At 63.2% G+C, this 22,250-nt stretch carries 25 protein-coding genes; 13 read left to right on the forward strand and 12 right to left on the reverse strand.

Going from position 1 to position 22,250, the window contains the following annotated elements; genetic code table 11:
• Positions 1-101 precede the first annotated feature (101 nt).
• The 3 genes from H4I97_RS03495 to H4I97_RS03505 are packed head-to-tail and all read left to right on the forward strand — an operon-like array spanning position 102 to position 3,823.
• On the forward strand, positions 102-1,400 hold the full coding sequence (locus H4I97_RS03495; protein ID WP_182306560.1) for an adenylosuccinate synthase: 1,299 nt from the start codon (positions 102-104) through the stop codon (positions 1,398-1,400).
• A gap of 60 nt (positions 1,401-1,460) precedes the next feature.
• A complete protein-coding gene (locus H4I97_RS03500; RefSeq protein WP_182306561.1) occupies positions 1,461-2,855 on the forward strand; it encodes a hypothetical protein in 1,395 nt (464 codons plus the stop codon).
• Entirely contained in the window at positions 2,801-3,823 is a 1,023-nt protein-coding gene (locus H4I97_RS03505; RefSeq protein WP_182306562.1) for a hypothetical protein, read from the forward strand. Before H4I97_RS03500 ends, H4I97_RS03505 begins: the two co-directional genes overlap by 55 nt.
• 144 nt (positions 3,824-3,967) lie before the next feature.
• On the opposite strand, the gene rpoH is transcribed toward H4I97_RS03505, so the two are convergent.
• The 5 genes from rpoH to H4I97_RS03530 all read right to left on the reverse strand — a co-directional run bounded on the left by rpoH (position 3,968) and on the right by H4I97_RS03530 (position 7,682).
• On the reverse strand, positions 3,968-4,870 hold the full coding sequence (gene rpoH / locus H4I97_RS03510) for an RNA polymerase sigma factor RpoH (protein ID WP_182306563.1): 903 nt from the start codon (positions 4,868-4,870) through the stop codon (positions 3,968-3,970).
• A gap of 188 nt (positions 4,871-5,058) precedes the next feature.
• Positions 5,059-5,388: a YjiS-like domain-containing protein gene (locus H4I97_RS03515; protein ID WP_378143615.1), complete on the reverse strand. Its 330-nt coding sequence runs from the start codon at positions 5,386-5,388 to the stop codon at positions 5,059-5,061.
• A 69-nt stretch (positions 5,389-5,457) separates the two neighbouring features.
• The gene (locus H4I97_RS03520; protein ID WP_182306564.1) at positions 5,458-5,625 is read right to left on the reverse strand and encodes a hypothetical protein; all 168 of its coding nucleotides are present in this window, start codon (positions 5,623-5,625) and stop codon (positions 5,458-5,460) included.
• A gap of 95 nt (positions 5,626-5,720) precedes the next feature.
• Positions 5,721-6,551 (reverse strand): helix-turn-helix transcriptional regulator, encoded by an 831-nt coding sequence (locus H4I97_RS03525; protein ID WP_182306565.1) that lies wholly within the window; start codon positions 6,549-6,551, stop codon positions 5,721-5,723.
• Between the two features lie 105 nt (positions 6,552-6,656).
• On the reverse strand, positions 6,657-7,682 hold the full coding sequence (locus H4I97_RS03530) for an RluA family pseudouridine synthase (RefSeq protein ID WP_182306566.1): 1,026 nt from the start codon (positions 7,680-7,682) through the stop codon (positions 6,657-6,659).
• A gap of 93 nt (positions 7,683-7,775) precedes the next feature.
• On the opposite strand from H4I97_RS03530, the gene H4I97_RS03535 reads away from it, so the two are divergent.
• Positions 7,776-8,159, forward strand: a complete 384-nt coding sequence (locus tag H4I97_RS03535; protein WP_182306567.1) for a hypothetical protein — start codon at positions 7,776-7,778, stop codon at positions 8,157-8,159.
• A gap of 10 nt (positions 8,160-8,169) precedes the next feature.
• Positions 8,170-9,003 (forward strand): TrmH family RNA methyltransferase, encoded by an 834-nt coding sequence (locus tag H4I97_RS03540; protein WP_182306568.1) that lies wholly within the window; start codon positions 8,170-8,172, stop codon positions 9,001-9,003.
• 1 nt (position 9,004) lies between these two features.
• Here H4I97_RS03540 and H4I97_RS03545 read toward each other — a convergent pair whose 3' ends face one another.
• Together H4I97_RS03545 and H4I97_RS03550 are read right to left on the reverse strand one after the other, a co-directional pair.
• Complete coding sequence (locus tag H4I97_RS03545) at positions 9,005-10,195, reverse strand: hypothetical protein (protein ID WP_244658703.1); 1,191 nt, start codon at positions 10,193-10,195, stop codon at positions 9,005-9,007.
• A gap of 141 nt (positions 10,196-10,336) precedes the next feature.
• The gene (locus H4I97_RS03550; protein ID WP_182306569.1) at positions 10,337-10,927 is read right to left on the reverse strand and encodes a DUF1134 domain-containing protein; all 591 of its coding nucleotides are present in this window, start codon (positions 10,925-10,927) and stop codon (positions 10,337-10,339) included.
• 187 nt (positions 10,928-11,114) lie between these two features.
• On the opposite strand from H4I97_RS03550, the gene chpT reads away from it, so the two are divergent.
• Together chpT and H4I97_RS03560 are read left to right on the forward strand one after the other, a co-directional pair.
• The gene (gene chpT, locus H4I97_RS03555; protein WP_182306570.1) at positions 11,115-11,765 is read left to right on the forward strand and encodes a histidine phosphotransferase ChpT; all 651 of its coding nucleotides are present in this window, start codon (positions 11,115-11,117) and stop codon (positions 11,763-11,765) included.
• Positions 11,766-11,934: 169 nt separating this feature from the next.
• Entirely contained in the window at positions 11,935-12,297 is a 363-nt protein-coding gene (locus H4I97_RS03560) for a response regulator (protein WP_182306571.1), read from the forward strand.
• Positions 12,298-12,449: 152 nt separating this feature from the next.
• Here the strand turns inward: H4I97_RS03560 and ctrA are convergent, their stop codons facing one another.
• Positions 12,450-13,151 carry a response regulator transcription factor CtrA gene (ctrA, locus tag H4I97_RS03565; protein WP_099058674.1) on the reverse strand — a complete coding sequence of 234 codons (702 nt, stop codon included), beginning with the start codon at positions 13,149-13,151 and terminating at the stop codon, positions 12,450-12,452.
• A gap of 447 nt (positions 13,152-13,598) precedes the next feature.
• Between ctrA and H4I97_RS03570 the strand changes: the two genes are divergently transcribed.
• Positions 13,599-13,949, forward strand: a complete 351-nt coding sequence (locus H4I97_RS03570) for a flagellar export protein FliJ (protein WP_129332162.1) — start codon at positions 13,599-13,601, stop codon at positions 13,947-13,949.
• Between the two features lie 109 nt (positions 13,950-14,058).
• Here the strand turns inward: H4I97_RS03570 and H4I97_RS03575 are convergent, their stop codons facing one another.
• Both H4I97_RS03575 and sciP read right to left on the reverse strand, forming a co-directional pair.
• Positions 14,059-14,340 carry a GNAT family N-acetyltransferase gene (locus H4I97_RS03575; protein WP_182306572.1) on the reverse strand — a complete coding sequence of 94 codons (282 nt, stop codon included), beginning with the start codon at positions 14,338-14,340 and terminating at the stop codon, positions 14,059-14,061.
• Between the two features lie 166 nt (positions 14,341-14,506).
• The gene (gene sciP, locus H4I97_RS03580; protein ID WP_112688600.1) at positions 14,507-14,782 is read right to left on the reverse strand and encodes a CtrA inhibitor SciP; all 276 of its coding nucleotides are present in this window, start codon (positions 14,780-14,782) and stop codon (positions 14,507-14,509) included.
• Positions 14,783-15,178: 396 nt separating this feature from the next.
• On the opposite strand from sciP, the gene H4I97_RS03585 reads away from it, so the two are divergent.
• The gene (locus H4I97_RS03585; protein ID WP_182306573.1) at positions 15,179-15,883 is read left to right on the forward strand and encodes a helix-turn-helix transcriptional regulator; all 705 of its coding nucleotides are present in this window, start codon (positions 15,179-15,181) and stop codon (positions 15,881-15,883) included.
• An 11-nt stretch (positions 15,884-15,894) separates the two neighbouring features.
• Here the strand turns inward: H4I97_RS03585 and H4I97_RS03590 are convergent, their stop codons facing one another.
• Together H4I97_RS03590 and cysQ are read right to left on the reverse strand one after the other, a co-directional pair.
• The gene (locus H4I97_RS03590; protein ID WP_182306574.1) at positions 15,895-16,932 is read right to left on the reverse strand and encodes a DUF2793 domain-containing protein; all 1,038 of its coding nucleotides are present in this window, start codon (positions 16,930-16,932) and stop codon (positions 15,895-15,897) included.
• Between the two features lie 167 nt (positions 16,933-17,099).
• A complete protein-coding gene (cysQ, locus tag H4I97_RS03595; protein ID WP_182306575.1) occupies positions 17,100-17,891 on the reverse strand; it encodes a 3'(2'),5'-bisphosphate nucleotidase CysQ in 792 nt (263 codons plus the stop codon).
• 445 nt (positions 17,892-18,336) lie between these two features.
• On the opposite strand from cysQ, the gene H4I97_RS03600 reads away from it, so the two are divergent.
• From H4I97_RS03600 to H4I97_RS03615, 4 genes are all read left to right on the forward strand, one after another.
• Positions 18,337-19,239: a branched-chain amino acid ABC transporter permease gene (locus tag H4I97_RS03600; protein WP_182306576.1), complete on the forward strand. Its 903-nt coding sequence runs from the start codon at positions 18,337-18,339 to the stop codon at positions 19,237-19,239.
• A 100-nt stretch (positions 19,240-19,339) separates the two neighbouring features.
• Positions 19,340-20,635, forward strand: coding sequence for a high-affinity branched-chain amino acid ABC transporter permease LivM (gene livM, locus H4I97_RS03605; RefSeq protein ID WP_425306242.1), 1,296 nt, complete (start codon positions 19,340-19,342; stop codon positions 20,633-20,635).
• Complete coding sequence (locus tag H4I97_RS03610; protein WP_182306578.1) at positions 20,635-21,510, forward strand: ABC transporter ATP-binding protein; 876 nt, start codon at positions 20,635-20,637, stop codon at positions 21,508-21,510. Before livM ends, H4I97_RS03610 begins: the two co-directional genes overlap by 1 nt.
• Entirely contained in the window at positions 21,510-22,238 is a 729-nt protein-coding gene (locus tag H4I97_RS03615; protein WP_182306579.1) for an ABC transporter ATP-binding protein, read from the forward strand. The genes H4I97_RS03610 and H4I97_RS03615 overlap by 1 nt, the downstream gene beginning before the upstream one ends.
• Positions 22,239-22,250: the final 12 nt, after the last annotated feature.

The following is a 22,250-nucleotide window of genomic DNA, read 5'->3' on the forward strand; positions in this document are numbered from 1 at the left end:
CAAATCGCCTTTCACAAACAGGTCGATTTTAAAAAAGCAACACAGTATAGATGCGCGGGTTTGAATAGGGCGCAGCCAGCGCAGATAGGCAGGATTTCGAGATGACGAACGTCGTGGTGGTCGGGTCGCAGTGGGGTGACGAGGGCAAGGGCAAGATTGTCGACTGGCTCTCCGAGCGCGCCGATGTCGTGGTACGTTACCAGGGCGGGCATAATGCCGGCCATACGCTGGTCATCGACGGGGTGAGCTACAAGCTGTCGCTCCTGCCCTCCGGCGTCGTCCGGCCCGGCAAGATGGCCGTGATCGGCAACGGCGTGGTCGTCGACCCGCATGCGCTCGTCGCCGAGATCGGCCGGCTGGAGGCACAGGGCGTCAAGGTCACGCCGGAAAACCTGAAGCTCGCCGACAATGCGACGCTGATTCTCTCGCTGCACCGGGAACTGGACGGCATGCGCGAGGATGCGGCCTCCAATTCCGGCACCAAGATCGGCACGACCCGCCGCGGCATCGGCCCGGCCTACGAAGACAAGGTCGGCCGTCGCGCAATCCGCGTCATGGACCTCGCCAACACCGAAGCACTGCCGGGCAAGGTCGATCGGATCCTCACCCACCACAACGCACTGCGCCGTGGTTTCGGTGTTCCGGAGATCAGCCACGAAGCGATCATGAAGGAACTGACGGATGTGGCCGATCGCATCCTGCCCTTCATGGATACCGTCTGGAGCTATCTCGACAAGGAGCGCCGCAAGGGCTCGCGCATCCTCTTTGAAGGCGCGCAGGGCTCGCTGCTCGACATCGACCACGGCACCTATCCGTTCGTGACCTCGTCGAACACCGTCGCCGGTCAGGCGGCCGCTGGCTCCGGCATGGGGCCGGGGGCGCTTGGTTACATCCTCGGCATCACCAAGGCCTACACGACCCGCGTCGGCGAAGGGCCGTTCCCGACGGAATTGCACGACGAGATCGGTCAGTTCCTCGGCGAGAAGGGGCATGAATTCGGCACCGTGACGGGCCGCAAGCGTCGCTGCGGCTGGTTCGACGCGGCGCTCGTGCGCCAGGCGGTCGCCACGAACGGCATTTCCGGCATCGCGCTGACGAAGCTCGACGTCCTCGACGGTCTCGACGAGATCAAGATCTGCGTCGGCTATAAGCTCGACGGCAAGGAGATCGACCACCTGCCGGCGAGCCAGGGCGACCAGGCTCGCGTCGAGCCCGTCTACATCACGCTCGAAGGCTGGAAGGATTCGACCGTCGGCGCTCGCAAATGGGCCGATTTGCCGGCGCAGGCGATCAAGTATGTGCGCCAGGTCGAGGAGCTGATCGGGGCGCCGGTGGCGCTGCTTTCGACCAGCCCGGAACGTGACGACACCATACTTGTGACCGACCCGTTTGAGGATTAATGTCGGAATTCTTTAACGAATTGTCCGCCGGCGGATGCCGGCGATCAAGAGAAAGTGCTCATGGCTGATTTCATTTCGGTTATCCGGCGCGCCGTCGACGGCCTGTCGAACAACACACCGGAGATGCGCGCGAAGGTCTATGAAAAGGCCCGTAGCGCAGTGGCGCGGCAGCTGGAGAACATGTCGCCGCGTCCGCCGGAAGAGATGCTGCGCCGCCAGATGGACAAGCTGGAAGCCGCCATCCAGGAGGTCGAAGCCGAGCACATCGAAGCCCTGCCGGAAGAACCGGAAGCCGCCCTGCTGGAGGAAGAACTGGGGATCGCTCCGGCCGCCCCGGCCCATGCCGAGCCGGAACCTGAGCCCGAGGCTGAACCCGAGCCAGAGCCCGAGGCTGAACCTGAGCCCCAGCCAGAGCCCGAGCCGGAAACCTATGATGAGCCCGTAGCCGAGGAAGACCACGCGGCTCATGAGCTTCACCACGAGCCGGCAGAGGAACAGGCGGAGGAAGAGGCCGCGGCGGAGGTCCATGAGGAGCCTGCCGCGCCGGTCTCTACGGTGTATGCGGCGGAAACCGTAGAGGACGAACACGCAGAGCCTCCGGCAGAGGAACATGCCGAGCCCGCCTACCACTACGAAGAGGCGGAACCCGAGCATGTCGCCTGGGGCGCGGAGGGCGAGCACGCTACCGCGCCGGTCGAGGAAGTGTACCCCGGTGAGCCGTGGCCGCATGCGGCCGAGGAACAGCCGGCAGAGGTCGAGGCGGAAGAGCCGGTCGCTCCCGCCGAGCCGGAAGGCGAGCAGCCGGTCGCCGCTGCGGAGCCCGAGGTCGAGGAAACGGTAGAAGAGGAGCCGACACCGGCTGCGCCCGCTGCGTGGACGGAGAGCGTTCCGGATTACGACCGAACCTACGGCGACTGGGTGGAGAACGCGCGCGAGGAGGAAACGTCGCACGAGGTCGAAGCGCCGGAAACGGCTGCTGCGCCTCCGGCACCGACGATGCCGGAGGCGTCTGTCGAACCGTGGCAGACGACCGAAGAACCGCAGCCGGAGGAGACGCCAACTGCCGCGCCCGCCGCCAAGGCAGCGTCGCACGACATCGATCTGCTCGACTGGGACACCACGGCCTATCAGCCGCCGGCCGGCGTCGACGGAAGCAAGGGTGGCGAAGCGCAGAATTTCGACGATTTCGCCGACTGGTATGCGGCGGTGGCGACACCCGCGGCCGGAGCGGCGCTCGAAGCAGGCGAGACCGCGGAGGGTCAGAAGGCGGCCCGCGCAAACGAGACGGCGGCGATAACCGGCGGTACGGTTCCCCCGCGGAGAAGGTGCCGGGCAAGCCATACCGCATCGAACAGACCAAACGGCGCAATTATGCGCCGATCGCCGTCGGTGTGCTCGTCGTGGCGGCGCTTGCCGGCGGCGGCTACGAACTCTGGGCAAACCGCGACGCGGTGACGACATTCGTCGGCGATTCCGTCGCTTCGCTGACCGCGATGGTCGCGGGCAAGGGCACGGAAACGACGACGCCACCGCCTGCCGAGACGGCCACAAACGAGACGTCGCCTACGACGGCGACGCCGCCCGAGGCGGGTGCCGAAACGAAGGCTCCCGACGCCAAGGCGCCGACGTCTCCGGAAGAGGGCGCCGCGACGGGGCAGAAGTTCACCCAGCGTCTGCTGGCGGACGGGACCGAAGTCGATGAAGGCGCCGGCACCGTCGCCGCGAACGCGGGCACCGAAGGGCGCTCGGTCTCCGAGCAGAACGTTGCCGGTACGCAGCCTTCCGGCCAGGCAGGGGCAACCGCCGGCGGTCCGGCCGCTGGCACGACCGCGACGCCGCCGGTCGATATGAGCAAGCCCGTCGTCGGCGAGAAGGCCTTCCTCTACGAGGAAAAGCTCGGCCAGACGTCGCCGACGGCGATCACCGGCGCCGTCGAGTGGACGGCGCTCAACGACACGAGCGAGAACGGTCGCCCCAATCCGGCGATCCAGGGCAAGCTTTCCATTCCCGATCGCGGGCTTTCGGCGCTGATCACCATCAAGCGGAATGCCGACAATTCGCTGCCCGCGAGCCACCTGATCGAGGTCGTGTTCTCGGTGCCGGCAGATTTCGAAGGCGGCGCGATCGACAGCGTCCAGCGCATCGCGATGAAGCGGACGGAACAGGATCGCGGCGATCCGCTGGTGGCCGTCTCGGCGAAGATCACCGACGACAGCTATCTGATCGCGCTCAACGACTTCCAGGACGTGGTTGCACGCAATCTCGATCTGCTGCGCACGCGCAACTGGATCGATATCCCGGTGACCTACCGCAACGGTCGCCGGGCCCTGCTGACCCTCGACAAGGGCACGGCCGGTGTGGCTGTCTTCGACGAGGTCCTGAAGCAGTGGACCGCACTGGACAACGGCAACAGCGGCGGCTGAAGACAATAAAAAAGGGTTTCGGGCGAGAGCCCGAAACCCATAATCGTAGAATGCGCACAGGCGACCACGCCGCCGCAAAGATGACTGTCGCGTCGCCCGCCCGTCAGGGCTCAGATTGCCGCCACGCTCCGGAAATTCCGAGGATCAGGCTTCGACCACGCTGAGCGCGGAGGCGCGCTGAAGCGCCTCCTTCTGGACGGCTTCCTGCACCTTTTCGAAGGCGCGGACCTCGATCTGGCGGACACGTTCGCGGCTGATGTCGAATTCCGCGGACAGGTCTTCCAGCGTCACCGGATCCTCCGCCAGACGGCGGGCTTCGAAGATTCGCCGTTCACGATCGTTGAGGACGCTCATGGCGCGGGCCAGCATGCGCCGGCGCGTTTCGAGCTCGTCCTGCTCGATGAGGACATCTTCCTGGCTGTCGTGTTCGTCGACGAGCCAGTCCTGCCACTGGCCGGATTCACCCTCGGCGGCACGGATCGGCGCGTTCAGCGACGCGTCGCCGGAGAGCCGGCGGTTCATCGAGACGACCTCGTCCTCGGAGACTTTCAGCTTGGTGGCGATCTCCGTCACCTGCTCGGGTTTCAGGTCGCCTTCCTCGATCGCCTGGATCTTGCCCTTGAGGCGGCGAAGGTTGAAGAACAGCCGCTTCTGGTTGGCGGTCGTCCCCATCTTCACCAGTGACCAGGAGCGCAGGATGTATTCCTGGATCGCAGCCTTGATCCACCACATGGCGTAGGTCGCCAGGCGGAAGCCGCGTTCCGGGTCGAATTTCTTGACTGCCTGCATCAGGCCGACATTGCCCTCGGAGACGACTTCTCCGATCGGCAGGCCGTAGCCGCGATAGCCCATGGCGATCTTGGCGACGAGGCGCAGGTGGCTGGTCACGAGCTTGTGGGCGGCATCGCGGTCGTTATGCTCGGCATAACGCTTGGCCAGCATGTATTCTTCCTGCGGCTCAAGCATCGGAAATTTGCGGATTTCGTCGAGATACCGGCTGAGGCCGGCCTCGCCGGCGGCGATGGTAGGCAAATTATTGCGGGCCATAAAGCACCCCCTTCCTTGTGTGCGTCGGTCCCCTTGAGTGACCCCAGTCGATAGGCGGACCGTTTGGCATGGCTTCTGGACGAAGCCCATGCCAAGCCATATGCCAGATAAGTACGGCAAAACGGTGATTCAAGCCATCCTCATCGCGTTATATCATTACATTTCGGTAACCTCGACCGTCTCCGCGGTCACAAGCGCGTGAGGCGTTCCAGCCCGTATGACTGGCTCCTCCGATAGCGGTCGAAATCCCCGTCGAACTGGCCGCGCGATACGCCGATATCCTTCAGCGTCTGGTCGGAAAGGCCGTGAAGCGCGTTCCTGTTGCGCCGCCGTTCCCGCATCCGTCTAAAGAAGGCCGCGACGCCGGCGAGCCACGAGGCCGCATGTGCGGGTCCGCCTGCCGGACGGTCGGTCGTGCCGCGGTTCATCGTCACTTCGGCAGAGGTTGCGTGCCCGGCCGACGAAAGGTCGACCACATTCCGCCGCGGGCGTGTCCGCCCCGGATCATGGTTGTCCATCACTGTTCTCCTGTCAGAAAGGACCGGCCCGTCCGGGCCGGCCGTCAAGCAGAGGTCGTTCGGTTTGCCTCAGTTCTGCACGTGTGCTGCGGGCTGGCGGCCGATCGCCTGATAGGCTTCCCGCAGCGCATCCGCGCATTCCTGGCAACAAACTTCCACGGTCTTGCCGCCGATCCGCACGGCGATGCGCGTTTCGTCGAGCTTGCAGTCACAGGCAGCACATGTGTCGTTCTTCATCATCCGCTCCTTTGCATCGGCTGTTTGTCTACGATCTAAAAATGCCTCTTTCGTCGTTCTGCCGCTGTCAGATTCTTTAGCGATTTATCGCCGGCTCAACGCAGCCCGACAAACCGCTGGAATTCCGCCGGCGTACGGCCATAGGCCTGTCGGAAGGCCGCGCTGAAGTGGCTGTGGCTCGAAAAGCCGAGTTCGAGGCCGAGCGCCGTCAGGTCGTCATAATCCCCCAGAAGGTCGAGCGCCTTGGCGAGCCTCAGACGCAACTGGTAGCGATAGAGCGGCACCCCCTCGACCTGCTGGAACACCTGGGTAAGATAGACGGGGGAGACGCCGGTTTCCGCGGCGATCTCGCCGAGCGTCCAGCGGCGGGCGAGGTCGGAGGAGAGCACGAGCTTCGCCCGGTCGGCGAGTTTCCTGCGGCCGTAGCTCGGAGACGAGCCGCCGCCGGTGTTGCGCCGCCCGACGGCGCGTCGCACGAGCGTCAGCGCCAGCGTCTCGCCCTCCAGCATTTCGGCGGTACCTGTAGCAAGTCCGTGGCGCAGCAGGGCGACGAGAGCCTGGGCGCGCGCATCGATCTGCAGTTTCTGCTTGTTGAAGGCGAAAGCCGGTATCTTCGTGCCATGGGTGTCGGCAACGAGCTCGGCGAGCAGGTCTTCAGGCATCGCCACGCTCAGGCAGGCATCGCCGCCGGCGACCGGATGGCTGACCCGATAGGCCTCGTCACGATTGAAGAGAAGCACCTGGTTCGGCTCGGCGACGACATCTTCCTCGCCGATGCGCCGCACGAAGACGCCGCGGTAGGGAAAGATGAGGCAGGTCTGCGACGCCCGTTCTTCCTCACCCATCTCGCGGCACGCGCCGTCGCAGATGACGTCGCGAACGACGACGCTCTCCGTCTCGAGCAGCAGGTTCACCACGAAGGCCATGGCCGGTTCTCCAGTTGGGGAGGAAGAACATAACGCGAACATGCGCGTTCCGCCACCCGTTTCTTGAGAAATCGACCGATATGAATCGTTATCCGGCGTCGAGGCTCAGATTGCGCGCAACGCCTCGATCACCTTGATCATGTCGTTCGGCAGGGGCACCTCAAAGCGCATGACCTCGCCGGTCGAGGGGTGTTCGAACTGCAGCAGATAGGCGTGCAGTGCCTGGCGCGGGAAGCGATTGACGATCGTCCGCGCGGGTTCCGGCAAGAGGTTCGCCTTGGTGCGGAAGGCCGCGCCGTAATCGACGTCACCGATGAGCGGATGGCCGATATGGGCCATGTGGACGCGAATCTGGTGGGTGCGGCCGGTCTCCAGCCGGCACTCGACGAGCGAGGCGATGCAGGTGGAGTCGGGCTTTTCGCCGTAGCGTTCGAGTACCTCGTAATGGGTGATCGCCTCGCGCGCGTCGTCGCTCTCCTCCCGCTTGACGGCCCGCTTGGTGCGGTCGCCGCCGCGGCCAAGGGGCGCGTCGATCGTTCCGTGCAGGCTCCGCGGCCGGCCCCATACGACTGCCTGGTAGGCGCGCTCCAGCGGCCCGGTGCGGCCATGGTCGGCGAACTGGTCGGCGAGGTGGCGATGGGAAAGGTCGTTCTTGGCGACGACAATGACGCCCGACGTGTCCTTGTCGAGCCGATGGACGATGCCCGGCCGTTTGACCCCGCCGATCCCAGACAGGCTGTCGCCGCAATGGTGGATGAGCGCGTTGACGAGCGTTCCCGTCCAGTTGCCGGCTGCCGGATGGACGACGAGTCCCGGCGGCTTGACGACGACGATCAGGTCCTTGTCCTCGTAGACGACGTCGAGGGGGATATCCTCGCCCTTCGGCTGCGGGTCCTCCGGCTCCGGCATCACGATCACCAGGCGGTCGCCGGGGTGGATCTTGCGCTTCGGCTCGGTGGTCGGCTGGTCGTTCAGCGTGACCGCGCCCTGCTCGATCAGCGCCTTGACGCGGCTGCGTGAGAGGCTTCCTTCGAGATGGGCGGCAAGCCAGGCGTCGATGCGACCTTCGGCATCGTCGCCGGTAATCAGCTCTTTCCTTGCGCTTTCGGGTTGGTTAAAGGGGTCGTTCATCCCTGCGATCCTGCGTGACGGCGGTTTCCCGCCCGGTTCGCTCTCGATCAGAACGGGCCACGGCCGGTCGCTCCGAAGGAAAGGCAAGCGTATATGACGAATTTCGAGCCAGAAGAACAGGAAGAAAAACCGCTCGATCCGGCGCTCGAGAACGTCCGCCGAAAGATGGTGCGTCTGCAACTCGTCTCCGCGGGCATCATGTTCGTCAGCCTTATGGCGGTGTTGGCGGCGGTTGTCTACAAGGCGACCAAGACCGAGACGCGTGAACCGGTCGCATCAACCTCGCTCGCCATCCCGGCCGACCAGCCGGTGACGGCGACGGCCAGCCTGCCGCAGGGCTTCACCGTCCAGTCGACATCGCTTTCCGGTGCCCAGATCCTGTTCTTCGGCCAAATGGCCGACGGTACGCGCAAGGCGCTCGTCTTCGACATCACCGTCGGTCGCGTCGTTGCGGACGTGACGGTTGGCGGGCAGTGATCCCAGCTGTATGACGCAGGCGCGCGAAAGAACGGAGATCACCGATCCGGACGATCCGCGCATCGCGGAGTTTCGGCACATCCGCGAGCGCGATCTCACGGGACGTGAAGGACGGTTCGTCGCCGAAGGCACGGTCGTCCTGCGCATGCTGGCGGCTGCACACCGGGCGGGTCGCGGTATCCGCGCGGAAAAGATCCTGCTCCTGCGCAACCGCGCCGCCGGTCTCGCCGACATCCTGTCGCTCTTTCCGGCGGATGTTCCCGTCTACGAGGCGGAGGCTCCGGTGATCGATGCGATCGCCGGGTTTCACCTGCATCGCGGCGTGCTGGCGCTCGGAATACGCGACGCCGCACCGCCGCTGAAGGACCTGTTGCAGGGGTTGGCCGGGGACGCCCTCGTGCTTGCCGCCTGCGGTATTTCCAACCACGACAATATCGGCGCGATGTTCCGCAATGCCGCGGCCTTCGGGGCGAGCGCCGTAGTGCTTGACGAAACTTGTTGCGATCCGCTTTACCGCAAGGCGCTGAGGGTTTCGGTCGGCTCCGTCCTCACCATGCCTTATGCGCGGGAAGGCTCGATCCTCGACATGCTCGGGGCGCTTGCCGAAGCAGGGTTTGCGATCTGGGCGCTGTCGCCGAAGGGCGGGACCGAAATCCGCGACATTACGCCTTCGCCACGGCTGGCGCTGGTGATGGGAACGGAAGGCGAGGGGCTGCCGGAGGCGGTGCTGTCGCGGTTCCACACCGCCCGCATCGCCCAGTCTCCGGACCTCGACAGCCTGAACGTCGGCACGGCGAGCGGGATTGCGCTTTACAGCGCGGCGATGGCGAAGCGCATCCTCTGATCTATTCGGAAGTCGTCTGAACGGCCGCCGTCGGCAGCGACGGATCGAAGGCCACCGCGCGTTCGGCGAGTGACCTGCGGGCCGCGTCGCCGCGGAGCGGAACCCGCGAGAGCAGGGTACGGATCGGCGAGCCGGCGCCTTCCCGGCGGGCGGTAAGCGCGATCATCTTGGCGGCGATCTCGGCGATTTCCTCGCGCAGCGCCTCGTCGTTCGCGGGCGAGGTCGCCTTCATCAGCCGCTCGGTCAGCGCCGTGTGGCGGTGGCGCAGTTCCTCGGCGAGGAGATCAGGATCGATTGTGGCCGCCGGCTGCATCAGCACCAGCGGGTCTTCGGTGGCTTGCTCGGGAATGTCGATCTCCTTGATGTCGGGCGCCGAAATGTTGGCCGCGCGAAGGGCGCGGAGCGCCGCGCGCACCTGGCGGTTGCCGGCCTTCAGGTTCTCCCTGAGCGTCGCGATCTCCTTCGTCCGGCGTTCGATGACGGCATCCTTGTCTACGACCTCGGCCATCAGCCGCGCCAGCCTGTCGTCGAGCCGCAGCAGCTTGTCTTCTTCCTGCGCCAGCCGCATCTCAGCGTCCTTGGCACGGCGGGTGGCGAGCTTCGTCTCCCGCCCCAACTCGTCGCGCTCGGCCCGCAGCGTCTGCACCCGCATCTTCAGGTTCTCGATCTCGGTGTCGCGACCGCTCTTCTCGATCTTGAGGTCGTCGATCTCGCGGTTCATGCGGGAAATGCGCACCACCAGGCGTTCGATCTCGAGGTCCTTGGCGATCGCCGTCTCCTCGGTGCGCTTCAGCGTCGCGTGCAGATGCAGCGCCTCGCTCTCGGCACGCCGGATCTCCGCGCGGAAATTCGCCGCCTCGACACTCATCTCGTCGATCTGGGTGCGGAGGTCCTGGCTTTCGGCAGACAGCCGGCTGGTCTCGGTGGCGAGCGTCTCGTTCTTGATCTTCAGGTCCACGGACTTTTCACGCTCGCGCTTCAAGTCCTGGGACATCCGTGCGTTCTCGGCGGCATAGACGGCGCGGGCCATGTCTTTCTGGGCACGGACCTCGCGCGGGCTGAGCGGCGTCGTCGCCTTCAGGCGTCTCTCGGTGTAGCGGACGATGCGCTTGTGAACCGAGGGGGCGACCAGCATCACCAGGAGAACCGCCGAGAGGAAGCCCAATCCGAACAGCAGTGCATATTCAATCACGATCGCGCCATCTCGACTGAGCTATTGCGGACACCCTGCCTGTCATTAAACACGCGGCTTGCCGGAGAACAAGCGGGCCTGAGAACCGCGGGCGGAGAAAGTCGCCCGATTTTTCGGTTCCCGAACGAAGCGTCTGCCCGCTCAGAAAGGATTCCAGGTCGGCTGACGGGTGAGCTTCAAATAGCCGACATTGATGCCGAGGCGGGCGCCGACACCGGTGCGGATCGGAACGAGGACGACGTTCTGGTTCTTCAGAACGGTCATGCCGAGACCGGCGACGATATAGGCCGAGCCGCTGACGCCGCCGTAGCGGGCAAAGAGGGCGTCGATGCTCGGGAGATCATAGACCAGCATCATCGCGCGCGTGCCGTTGCCGCCGTAATCGAGGCCGAGGGAAGGGCCCTGCCAGAAAACGTCGTGCTGACCGGCATTCTTGGTATAGAGCATGCCCTCGCCGTAGGTCAGGCCGGCAATGAAGGCGCCGGAGCCTTCTTGGCCAAGGATGTAGCCGTTCGGCAGCCCGTACTGGGAAAAGGCCTTCTCGATAACCTTGGCGAGCGCGCCGCTGGTCTCACCGAAGAAGCTGTGACCGGCGTCGACGATCTCCTGGGCGGTGTACTGGTCGCTCGCGGCCGCGACCGGTCCGGCCTGGAAGCCCATGCCGACAAGAAGGACGATCGTCGCCATCAGCGCACGAAGGCCTGCGATCTCGCGGATGAAGTCAAGGCGCATGGGTTCCTCCAAACTTTTCGATGCGGGTGCATCACTATGCCGAGTAAAACTATTTAGTCGTGATCGCCTTAATAATCGGTTTACCAAATATGGTGTCATTATGGCGCGAGGATTCCCGGCCGACCGGGAAGGCCGCTTGCTCATGGCGCCCTGTTTCGCAGGGTGACCGCGCCTCCAGGAGACACCGATGCCGAAGAACGCCAACCTCACTCTCGCCGGTCCCGATCTGGCAGCGCTGCTGTGCAGCCGTGTCTGCCATGACGTGATTTCGCCGGTCGGAGCGATCAACAACGGGTTGGAACTCCTCGACGAAGGCGGCGCCGACGAAGATGCGATGGAACTCATCCGCACCAGCGCGCTCAACGCCTCGGTGCGGCTGAAGTTTGCCCGGTTGGCCTTCGGCGCTTCCGGATCGGTCGGCGCGTCCATCGATACGGGAGAGGCGGAAAAGGCCGCGCGCGATTTCGTTGCAGCCGAAAAGAAGACCGAACTTGCCTGGAACGGCCCGCGGGCGATCATCGCCAAGAACCGGGTCAAGCTGCTGCTCAACCTCTTCCTCGTCGCCTATAGCGCCATTCCGCGGGGCGGCTCGATCGACGTGACGCTCGAAGATCCCGAATTCGAAGCGAAATTCCGCATCACCGCCAAGGGCCGCATGATGCGGGTGCCGGCAAAGTTCGCGGAAATCTGCTCCGGCACCATCGAGGAGGCGATCGACGCCCATTCGATCCAGCCGTATTACACCGTGCTTCTCGCCGAAGAATGCGGCATGGAGATCAAGTATTATCTGACGGACGAGGAAGTCGTCTTCACCGCCGAGCTCGGCTCCGCGGCCTGAGCCGTTACACTGCCCGGTCGTCCGCTCTCGCGGGGCTCCTGTCCCCGTGGGATGCAGCAAAATCTGCCCCGCAACGGGACGAGTGGCGGTAACTTTTCCTTAGCGGTCTCGTCCTAGACTATGTCTCGGCCCAGTGCTGCAATTCGGGGTGGAAAACCGGGAGTCTCTGATGCAACGTCTGATGATCGCAGACAGTTCGGATATCGTCCGCAAGGTCGGCAAGCGTATCCTCTCGGAGATTGGTTTCCTCGTTCTCGAGGCCGCTTCCGCCCGCGATGCGCTGTTGCGCTGCGAGACCGAACTTCCGAATATCCTCATCGTCGACGCGGGACTTGACGGCGCGCTCGACCTCATCACCAATATACGCGCTCTGCCGGACGGCAAGAGCGTGTTGATCTACTACTGCGTGATCGAGGCCGACCTGAAAACCATGATGGCGGGCAAGCGTGCCGGCGCCAACGAGTTCCTGCTGAAACCCTTCGACCGCAAGATCCTGACGCAGATCTTCACCGGCAAGGCGATCGCCGCCTGATCTGACTGAAGAAATCCGCGCTGCCGTCCGCCCGGTCCCGCCGCGGCGGACGAACTGTTTTTTGCACACCGGGGTTTTCCGGGCAAAATCGCAGGCACAAAAAAACCTGCCCCGAAGGGCAGGTTCCAGGAATGCGGGAGGGGAGGGCCCTGTCAGGCCGTTTCCATGTATTCCGAACCATCCGGCTCGCGCAGGACATAGCCGCGGCCCCAGACAGTTTCGATGTAGTTGGCGCCGCCGGCGGCGTTGGCGAGCTTCTTGCGCAGCTTGCAGATGAAGACGTCGATGATCTTCAGTTCCGGCTCGTCCATGCCGCCGTAGAGGTGGTTGAGGAACATTTCCTTGGTGAGCGTGGTGCCCTTGCGCAGCGAAAGGAGCTCCAGCATCTGGTATTCCTTGCCGGTCAGGTGAACACGCTGGCCACCGACCTCGACGGTCTTGGCATCGAGGTTCACGATCAGTTCGCCGGTAATGATGATCGACTGGGCATGGCCCTTCGAACGACGGACGATCGCATGGATGCGGGCGACGAGCTCGTCCTTGTGGAACGGCTTCGTCATGTAGTCGTCGGCGCCGAAGCCGAGGCCACGGACCTTGTCTTCGATACCGGCCATGCCGGAAAGGATGAGGATCGGGGTCTTGACCTTGGAAAGACGGAGCGTACGCAGGACCTCGTAGCCCGACATGTCGGGCAGGTTCAGGTCGAGCAGAATAATGTCGTAATCATAGAGTTTTCCGAGGTCGACGCCTTCTTCACCGAGGTCGGTGGTGTAGACGTTGAAGCTCTCGGATTTGAGCATCAGCTCGATGCTCTGCGCTGTGGCGCTGTCGTCTTCAATGAGTAGAACCCGCATAATTATCCCCTTTACCGCCGCCGAAAGGTCGAGTTGGCCCCCTACGCGATACGGATCCAGTCGTTGCCTGATTTGAAGGCTGCCACCAAATGGTTAACAAATTCTGATTCCCTCTGGCAAGGTGTACCGAATTTATTAAGCAAAGATACCAGTCTCCTGTTTTTTCACAGATTTCGGGCATCGCCATAAGTGAATCAACTTGCGAGGAAAGCACGCTAACCGATTCATTTGACTCATCATTGTCGCAGGCCATTTTCGGACCCTGGCATTTACCGACCCTTAAATGATCGTGCCTATCATTAACGATGCCCGTAAACGAAAGGTTACCAGCGGTAGTTTTTCGTTAACCCCGGCGGACTTTTTGAAGAGACTGATTCGTCCGAGCGGCAAGGGCAGGTAGTTTTGAGCATGTGTGGCGGGGGGTCTCGCATCACGGGAGTATTGCGTATGAAGTCGCGTGAGAGCCTATTGCGCCTGAAGGAATTTCAGGTCGCCGAGAAGCGTCGGCAATTGCAACAACTGCAGACTATGATGTCCGAATTCGATCGCATGGCGAAAGAACTCGAGAACCAGATCATTCTCGAGGAGAAGAAGTCCGGCATTTCCGATCCGAACCATTTCGCCTATCCGACCTTTGCCAAGGCGGCGCGCCAGCGTGCGGACAATCTCCAGATCTCGATCCGGGAACTGAAGGTTCAGCAGGACGCAGCCGAACTGGCGCTGGAAGAGGCGGAGGCCGAAATGGCGAAGGCCGCCGCGCTCGGGGAGCGCGACAGCCAGATGCGCGCCCGCGCATAGGCGGACGCACCTCAAGGGCGTCCAGAACGAATTGCAAAATGCCGCGACCAGAAGTCGCGGCATTTTCGTTTTCAGGTGGAGATATCGGCGGGAACGGTCCGTCGGCCGGTCAGAACTGAATGACGTCGTTCCATTCGGGATGGCGATTTGCCTGCGCCCGGAAGAAGGGGCAGAGCGGGATGATCTTCCAGCCGCCGGCGCGGGCCTGCTCGACGACATGAACGGCAAGTGCCTGGCCGACACCCTTGCCGCGAAGAGCGTCGGCGACCTCGGTATGATCGACGATGATGAGGCGAGGGGAGGTACGCGAATAGGTCATGACGGCATCGGCGCCGTTCAGCGTCGCGCGGTAGCGTCCGCCCGATCCCGTCTCGTCGTGGCTGAAATCCATCTTCCTGCTCCTCGTTGGGGACAATGTTGCGGCGGTGGGCGCCGGTTAGTCGACCGGCGGACCGCGCTTCAATATGGGAGGCGGATTGCAAAACGAAAAGGCGCTCGATGTATTCGAACGCCGGATCGTGGGAGATAGGCTTCAGCCCGCAGGCCGCCAATACGGTTCAGTGGCGGTACTGCTGGATACGGGTGGTGCGAAGGCCCGGCAGGCCGTGGTCGTTGATCGAAGACTGCCAGGAAAGGAACTCCTCGACCGTCAGCGTATAGCGCTCGCAGGCTTCCTCGAGGCTCAGCAGGCCGCCGCGCACCGCGGCGACGACTTCCGCCTTCCGCCGTATGACCCAGCGGCGCGTATTGGCCGGGGGCAGATCGGCGATGGTCAGTGGACTGCCATCGGGGCCGATGACGTATTTTACTCGCGGGCGGATCATATCGGTCATTGGACTCTCTACACATACTCAAGACCACACGAGCGCATGCTAGCCGGGCATCTTTAAAAATTGCCTAAGCAGGCAGTTACGATTTGATAAGAATTCTATCATTTTACCGGCTGTGGTATCCGCTGGGCGATTCTGCGGCTGCCGCTACGTAAATTTGAGCGGAATGCATAGGAGTCATTCCTAAAGAACAGTATTCGTTCTCGTTAAACGATGTATAAGGCCCGCAAACAACGCGGACGGAAGTGCATTTTCTTCGCCGCGAGGCCTTCGTTTCGACGAGCGCACCCTCCTCCGCCCATAAAGACGGATCGTTCTTGCGTCTCGGCCGCGCTGGCCAACAGCATTTCGTCATCGACAGCCATTTTCAGGAAATGCCCGCGAGGGCATGAGGACATCATGTTGACAGGCCGCAATCACGCATACCGTATGTCGGACGACGCGCCGGTCGAGGAGCAGCTTTCCTGCGAGCAGAAGCTTTCCGGCTTGTTGCGGCGCTTCGGACTGGATTTCTATCTCGTTGCAGCCTTCCCCGCGTCGCAAGCCACGGCTTTCGCCGACAGTCTCGTCGCCTCGAACTGGCCCTCCGGCCTCATCAAGGCGTATGACCGGAGCGGATGCTATAAAGAGAGTGCGCTCGTGCGCCAGCTCCGTGACACGCTGCAGCCGCTGTCCTTTTCGGAGTGGCCGTTTCTCGACGGGCGCCTGCAAGGAAACGCGGCGCCGATCGATGTTTCCGGCGGCTTTGAAAGGACGCTCGCCTTCGCCATCCAGGATCAGGACCGCCAGCGTCTGATCTTTGCCTTCTCCGGACGACGGAGGCCGCTCGGCGAGGACGAGGTCGCGATGCTCTATCTCTCCTGTCTTGCTCTCGTCGACGACGGCCTCGGTCCCTCTCGCCCGTCGCCGGCGGAACCGCTGAGCGGTCGCGAACTCGATTGCCTCAGGTGGTCGGCTGAGGGCAAGAGCAGCGATGAGATCGCGATCATCCTCGACATTTCCTCCCATACGGTCGTCAGCTATCTGAAGAATGCGCTGCGCAAGCTCGGCGCGGTCAATCGCATGCAGGCGATCGCCCGCGCCTGCCGGCTCGGACTGATCTAGGCCGATCGAGCCTAGATCATCGCCGCCGAAAGCTCGGTCCGGCCGTAGCCGAACTGAAGCTCGGCGCTGCCTCCGTGCCGGAAGGAAAGCTCGTCTCCCGCCGAGAGCCAGGTCACAACCATGGCCGACTGAAACGTCCCGGACGATAGGGCAGGGCCGTGGATCGTGCTGATGCCGGTCGTTCCGTTGACGGTGAGCGCGATCTCATGCCCGGAAGAGGACAAGAGAGCGGCGCCGATGCTCACCTGATAGATGCCGGTCGCCGGAACCGTCAGCGCGTGACCGTATCCCGAGCCGAGAGCCGGTCCGAGCGCAAACCCGCCTTGGGCGACATGAAGGTCATCGAAGCCCGTATCGCTGCCGTCGACCGGTGTGAACGTCGAGGTGGCGAGCGAGGCGCGCACGGCCGGACGTCCGGCCATCTCGACAACACCGGCGGGCGAGATCGCCAGCGCAGTCGTCCAGGTGCCGCCGTCGGGACTGACCTTGATCGCGAAAGCGTCGGAGCCTGCAAGCCCCATCTCAGCGCGGCCCTGCCAGCCGGACTGGAAGAGCAGGGATGCGGTGTCGGCGGCGGCGGCCTTGTTGATCTTCACCTGATGGCCGTGGCCGGCATGGCTGAAGAGGCTGGCATCGGCCGCGACGGCGAGCCGGTTGTAGCCATCGGCGGCGGTATTGACGCCGAGCGTCTCGACTGCGGCATCCGCCGGCAAGGGCAGGTCGTGCCATGCACCCTCGGAGAAGACGACCAGTCGCCCACGCTGAAGGTCGAAGGCGCGCCAGCCCGGGCGGGGTGCGATGAAGATCCAGCTGCCGTCCTGGCGAAAGGCGAGGCGGCCCTCCCTGCCGCTCCAGTCGCCGGTCGCCGGTGCGGTCGTCCAGTAACACGCCCCTTCATCGGCATTCGCCGGCGGCAAGGTCAGGGTGTCGACGATCACCAGCTGGACGAGGGCGTCGAGGCGCTGCAGGCCCTCGTTATGGGTGACATGCTTCTGCGCCTGAGCGGCGAGGAGGTAGGGCAGGGCGAGATTGGCTGTGGCATCGGTCATGGTCGTGCTTCTCCGGTTGATGCGCCGTCCGGTGCCGGTCGATGCCGGCACAGGTCGCGGCGCAGGTTCGGAGAATTTTCTCACAGCTCAGGGGACGGTGAACGAAAACGGGATCTCTTCATTGAAAGGAAAGCGTTTTTTCGCCCGTTGCCGCGGAGACGCCTGCCTCAGACCGGCTGACGCCTGCCCCAGGCGATGAAGGAGGGATTGGCGAAGTCGCTGTCTCCGGCCTGCCGGATCTTGCCGTAAAGGAGCGGCATGCCCTCGAGGTCGAGTGTGGCCCCGCCTGCCGCCCTCAGCACTGCGTCGCCTGCGGCGGTGTCCCATTCCATCGTCCGGCCGAAGCGTGGGTAGACGTCGGCAATTCCCTCCGCCAGCAGGCAGAATTTGAGCGACGATCCGACGGATGTCCGTGACGAAACGCGCTGCCGGTCGAGGAATGCCTCGGTCTCGGGCGTGCTGTGCGAGCGGCTGGCGACGGCGACCATTTCTTCGGCGACCGGGCGGGCGTGAATGGTCTTGCGGGCGGAGATGGTGAAATCCGGCGCGATCAGGAGCTTTTCCGCACCCACAGAGGAGCCGCTGTAGGCGACACCCTTGGCCGGGGCGTAGACCACGCCGGCGACCGGTGCGCGATTGACGATGAGAGCGATGTTGACGGTGAAGTCTTCGCGGCGGTTGACGAACTCCTTCGTTCCGTCGAGAGGATCGACAAGAATGAATGTCTTGTCGGCGATCTCCGGCACCTTTCCTGCGGCGACGGATTCCTCGGCGACGATCGGAATGGCCGGAAAGGCTTCGCCGAGGATTGCGAGTATGATCCGCTCGGCGCGCTCGTCGGCTTCGGTCACCGGGGAGGCGTCGTCCTTCAGACGGACAGTCGCCCCGGCGTCGAAGACGTCCATGATCTCTCGCCCGGCATCGAGCGCCGCCTTCTCGAAGGTGTCCAGTACTTGCATTCCGCGTCCTCCTTCTTTGCCGCGCTCAGGGACAGGCGATCACCAGAATATGGCTGGCCGTCACCGTTAAGCTATGGCAGGATTGATGAAAAGCCGGCGCGTGTTTTCGGCCGCCGTTTTCATCGGGGACGGTGGTGCTGCCCGTCGGTCGGCTGCCGCGAACGGCCGTCGCCGCCGCGACGGGAGGTCCGCATGGCGATCCGTCCTCTCCGGCAATTCGGTGGGATTCCCGGCTATGACTATTTCCGAAGCAATTTACGTCGCTTTTTTGGGTGTTTTGCCGCGGAAATCGCCAAATCTGTGGGGGAAACCAACAAAATGTGCGTGTGGAAGCTTTTGCGCTTCACATTTTCACCGAAAACGCTATCAAATCCCGAACGCCAAAAAACCCGGAACGGGGAAACTAAAAAGGGACGCGTTGACGACCGCGTCTGGGGGATAACATATGGAGTATTTCGTCCAGCAGCTCATAAACGGGCTGACTCTTGGGTCTATCTATGGCCTCGTAGCCATTGGCTACACCATGGTCTACGGCATCATCGGCATGATCAACTTTGCCCATGGTGACATTTTCATGCTCGGCAGCTTCGCCGCCTTGATCGTCTTCCTCATCCTGACATCGTTCTTCGCAGGCATTCCGGTCGCGCTCGCGCTGCTGGTGATGCTGGTCGTTGCGATGCTGATGACGGGCCTCTGGAACTGGGTGATCGAACGTGTCGCCTATCGTCCGTTGCGCGGTTCCTTCCGGCTTGCGCCGCTCATCACCGCGATCGGCATGTCGATCGTGCTTTCGAACTTCATCCAGGTCGCACAGGGCCCGCGCAACAAGCCGATTCCGTCGCTCGTCAGCGACGTTTATCACATTGGCGCGGTCACCGTTTCTCTGAAACAGATCATCATCGTCGTCGTCACGGCGGTGCTGCTGTCGATCTTCTGGTACATCGTCAACAAGACGCCGCTCGGCCGTGCTCAAAGAGCGACCGAGCAGGACCGCAAGATGGCGGCACTCCTCGGCGTCGACGTCGACCGTACCATCTCGATCACCTTCGTCATGGGTGCAGCGCTCGCAGCGGTCGCCGGTACCATGTACCTGATGTATTACGGGGTCGCCTCGTTCGCCGACGGCTTCACGCCCGGCGTCAAGGCCTTCACGGCCGCGGTTCTCGGCGGCATCGGTTCGCTTCCCGGCGCGGTTCTCGGCGGGTTGCTGATCGGTCTCATCGAGTCGCTCTGGTCCGCCTACTTCACGATCGCCTACAAGGATGTCGCGACCTTCGCGATCCTGGCTTTCGTGCTGATCTTCAAGCCGACCGGCATTCTGGGCCGTCCTGAAGTCGAGAAGGTGTGATCCGATGGCGAATACTGCAACCGTGCAAAACAACGCCCAGTCGGGTCATCTCGTGAAGGCCTTCAGGGAAGGCATCTTCGCCGGCGTGATCGCGCTCGGCATGTTCATCCTCTACATCGGCATCAAGACCGACCAGGACATCTCCAATACACTGATCTGGTACCCGCGCTGGGGACTTCTTGCCACGTTCGTGGCGATCGCCGCAGTCGGCCGTTTCGTGATCGTCGGCTTCCTGTCGCCCTGGCTCGCCGAGCGCAAGGCGAGCCGTGCCCAGGTGCCGGTCCACGAGATCGAGGCAAAGGAGAGCTTCTTCCACAAGCACTTCCTCAAGATCGCCCTGCTCGCGCTGGTTCTTTACCCGCCGGTCATCCTCTCGATCTACGGCATCCAGGGTTCGCTGAAGTTCGTCGACAACTTCGGCATCCAGATCCTCATCTATGTGATGCTCGCCTGGGGCCTCAATATCGTGGTGGGTCTCGCCGGTCTGCTCGACCTCGGCTATGTCGCCTTCTACGCGGTCGGCGCCTATTCCTACGCGCTGCTGTCGCAGCAGTTCGGGCTCTCCTTTTGGGTCCTTCTGCCGATCTCGGGCATCCTCGCAGCCTTCTGGGGAATCATGCTCGGCTTCCCGGTCCTCAGGCTTCGCGGCGACTACCTGGCGATCGTGACGCTCGCCTTCGGTGAAATCATCCGTCTGGTGCTGATCAACTGGACCGACGTCACCAGAGGCACGTTCGGCGTCTCGGGCATCCCGAAGGCAACACTGTTCGGCATCAAGTTCGACGCCTCGCCCGACGGCTTCGCCAAGCTCTTCGGCTTGCCGATGTCCTCGGCCTATTACAAGATCTTCCTCTTCTACCTGATCCTCGCGCTCTGCCTGCTGACGGCCTACGTGACCATCCGCCTGCGCCGCATGCCGATCGGTCGGGCCTGGGAAGCACTGCGCGAAGACGAGACGGCCTGCCGTTCGCTCGGCATCAACACGGTGACGACCAAGCTGACCGCTTTCGCCATTGGTGCGATGTTCGGCGGCTTCGCCGGCTCCTTCTTCGCTGCCCGCCAGGGCTTCGTCTCGCCGGAATCCTTCGTGTTCCTGGAATCGGCGGTGATCCTGGCGATCGTCGTTCTCGGTGGCATGGGCTCGCTGACCGGCATCGCGGTCGCCGCGATCGTCATGGTCGGCGGTACCGAAATGCTGCGCGAGATGGAATTCCTGAAGCAGATCTTCGGGCCGGACTTCACGCCGGAGCTCTACCGCATGCTGCTCTTCGGCCTTGCGATGATCATCGTTATGCTCTTCAAGCCTCGCGGCTTCGTGGGCTCGCGTGAACCCACCGCCTTCCTCAAGGAGCGCAGGGCGGTATCCGGAAGCTTTACCAAGGAGGGTCACGGCTGATGACCTCCGGAACCGAAAACATGACGACCGACAACATTCTGAGGGTGGAACATCTGTCGATGAAGTTCGGCGGACTGATGGCCATCAACGATCTCTCCTTCGACGTGCGGCGGGGCGACATCACCGCCCTCATTGGACCGAACGGCGCCGGCAAGACGACCGTGTTCAACTGCATCACCGGCTTCTACAAGCCGACGATGGGGATGCTCACGCTCACCCAGCGTTCGGGCAAGCAGTATCTGCTCGAGCGGCTGCCGGACTTCGAGATCACCAAGCACGCCAAGGTGGCGCGTACCTTCCAGAACATCCGTCTCTTCTCGGGGCTGACGGTTCTTGAAAACCTGCTGGTCGCGCAGCACAACGCGCTCATGCGGGCGTCCGGCTACACCGTTCTCGGCCTACTCGGCCTGCCGGCCTACAAGCGGGCCGCCAAGGAGTCGATCGAAAAGGCGTCGCACTGGCTGGAGAAGGCCGACCTCATCGATCGCGCCGACGATCCGGCGGGCGATCTGCCCTATGGCGCGCAGCGGCGTCTCGAGATCGCGCGGGCCATGTGCACCGGGCCGGAACTCCTCTGCCTCGACGAACCCGCAGCCGGCCTCAACCCGCGTGAGTCGGCGGCCCTCAACGCCCTTCTTCACAGCATCCGGGGCGATACCGGGACGTCGATCGTGCTGATCGAGCACGACATGTCGGTGGTCATGGAGATTTCCGACCACATCGTGGTGCTCGAATACGGTCAGAAGATCTCGGACGGCACGCCGGATCACGTGAAGAACGACCCGAAGGTCATCGCGGCCTATCTGGGTGTCGAGGATGAAGAATTGGATGAAGCGATTTCTGAGGTCGAAGCCGTATCGGGAGGGCAGAACTGATGTCCACTGAACCGCTTCTCAAGGTAAAAGACGTCGAGACCTATTACGGCAACATCCGTGCGCTCGGCGGGGTGAACGTCGAGGTTCATCAGGGTGAAATCGTGTCGCTGATCGGCGCCAACGGCGCCGGCAAGTCAACGCTGATGATGACGATCTGCGGCAGCCCGCAGGCCCGTTCCGGTCAGGTCGTCTTCGACGGCACGGACATCACGCGGATGCCGACGCACCTGATCGCGCGTCGCCGCATCGCCCAGTCGCCGGAAGGTCGCCGCATCTTCCCGCGCATGACGGTCTTCGAAAACCTGCAGATGGGCGCAGGGCTCGACAACCTCAAGTATTTCAACGAGGACGTCGACAAGATCTTCACGCTCTTCCCGCGCCTCAAGGAACGCCAGCATCAGCGCGGCGGCACACTTTCGGGCGGAGAGCAGCAAATGCTGTCGATCGGCCGCGCCCTGATGGCGCGTCCGAAGCTCCTCCTCCTCGACGAACCCTCGCTCGGTCTTGCCCCGCTGATCGTCAAGGGCATCTTCGAGGCGATCAAGAAGCTCAACAAGGAAGAGGGGCTTACCGTCTTCCTCGTCGAGCAGAATGCCTTCGCGGCGCTCAAGCTGTCGGACCGCGCCTATGTGATGGTCAACGGCCAGGTCACCATGAGCGGCACCGGCAAGGAACTCCTCGCGGACCCGCAGGTCCGTGCGGCCTACCTTGAAGGCGGCCATCACTGATCGGGTTAGGGG

The organism is Ciceribacter thiooxidans (assembly GCF_014126615.1).
Taxonomy (GTDB): Bacteria; Pseudomonadota; Alphaproteobacteria; order Rhizobiales; family Rhizobiaceae; genus Allorhizobium; species Allorhizobium thiooxidans.

Bases quoted from the DNA above. Each gene is read 5' to 3' on its own strand.
- H4I97_RS03610 (WP_182306578.1), top strand. From the start codon at position 20,635: ATGACCTCCGGAACCGAAAACATGACGACCGACAACATTCTGAGGGTG.
- H4I97_RS03570 (WP_129332162.1), top strand. From the start codon at position 13,599: ATGAAGTCGCGTGAGAGCCTATTGCGCCTGAAGGAATTTCAGGTCGCC.
- livM (WP_425306242.1), top strand. From the start codon at position 19,340: ATGTTCATCCTCTACATCGGCATCAAGACCGACCAGGACATCTCCAAT.
- H4I97_RS03535 (WP_182306567.1), top strand. From the start codon at position 7,776: ATGACGAATTTCGAGCCAGAAGAACAGGAAGAAAAACCGCTCGATCCG.
- H4I97_RS03575 (WP_182306572.1), bottom strand. From the start codon at position 14,340: ATGGATTTCAGCCACGACGAGACGGGATCGGGCGGACGCTACCGCGCG.
- H4I97_RS03500 (WP_182306561.1), top strand. From the start codon at position 1,461: ATGGCTGATTTCATTTCGGTTATCCGGCGCGCCGTCGACGGCCTGTCG.
- chpT (WP_182306570.1), top strand. From the start codon at position 11,115: ATGCCGAAGAACGCCAACCTCACTCTCGCCGGTCCCGATCTGGCAGCG.
- H4I97_RS03585 (WP_182306573.1), top strand. From the start codon at position 15,179: ATGTTGACAGGCCGCAATCACGCATACCGTATGTCGGACGACGCGCCG.
- H4I97_RS03560 (WP_182306571.1), top strand. From the start codon at position 11,935: ATGCAACGTCTGATGATCGCAGACAGTTCGGATATCGTCCGCAAGGTC.
- H4I97_RS03530 (WP_182306566.1), bottom strand. From the start codon at position 7,682: ATGAACGACCCCTTTAACCAACCCGAAAGCGCAAGGAAAGAGCTGATT.
- rpoH (WP_182306563.1), bottom strand. From the start codon at position 4,870: ATGGCCCGCAATAATTTGCCTACCATCGCCGCCGGCGAGGCCGGCCTC.
- H4I97_RS03550 (WP_182306569.1), bottom strand. From the start codon at position 10,927: ATGCGCCTTGACTTCATCCGCGAGATCGCAGGCCTTCGTGCGCTGATG.
- H4I97_RS03615 (WP_182306579.1), top strand. From the start codon at position 21,510: ATGTCCACTGAACCGCTTCTCAAGGTAAAAGACGTCGAGACCTATTAC.
- H4I97_RS03600 (WP_182306576.1), top strand. From the start codon at position 18,337: ATGGAGTATTTCGTCCAGCAGCTCATAAACGGGCTGACTCTTGGGTCT.
- H4I97_RS03520 (WP_182306564.1), bottom strand. From the start codon at position 5,625: ATGAAGAACGACACATGTGCTGCCTGTGACTGCAAGCTCGACGAAACG.
- H4I97_RS03590 (WP_182306574.1), bottom strand. From the start codon at position 16,932: ATGACCGATGCCACAGCCAATCTCGCCCTGCCCTACCTCCTCGCCGCT.
- H4I97_RS03540 (WP_182306568.1), top strand. From the start codon at position 8,170: ATGACGCAGGCGCGCGAAAGAACGGAGATCACCGATCCGGACGATCCG.
- H4I97_RS03525 (WP_182306565.1), bottom strand. From the start codon at position 6,551: ATGGCCTTCGTGGTGAACCTGCTGCTCGAGACGGAGAGCGTCGTCGTT.
- ctrA (WP_099058674.1), bottom strand. From the start codon at position 13,151: ATGCGGGTTCTACTCATTGAAGACGACAGCGCCACAGCGCAGAGCATC.
- sciP (WP_112688600.1), bottom strand. From the start codon at position 14,782: ATGACCGATATGATCCGCCCGCGAGTAAAATACGTCATCGGCCCCGAT.
- H4I97_RS03495 (WP_182306560.1), top strand. From the start codon at position 102: ATGACGAACGTCGTGGTGGTCGGGTCGCAGTGGGGTGACGAGGGCAAG.
- H4I97_RS03515 (WP_378143615.1), bottom strand. From the start codon at position 5,388: ATGGACAACCATGATCCGGGGCGGACACGCCCGCGGCGGAATGTGGTC.
- cysQ (WP_182306575.1), bottom strand. From the start codon at position 17,891: ATGCAAGTACTGGACACCTTCGAGAAGGCGGCGCTCGATGCCGGGCGA.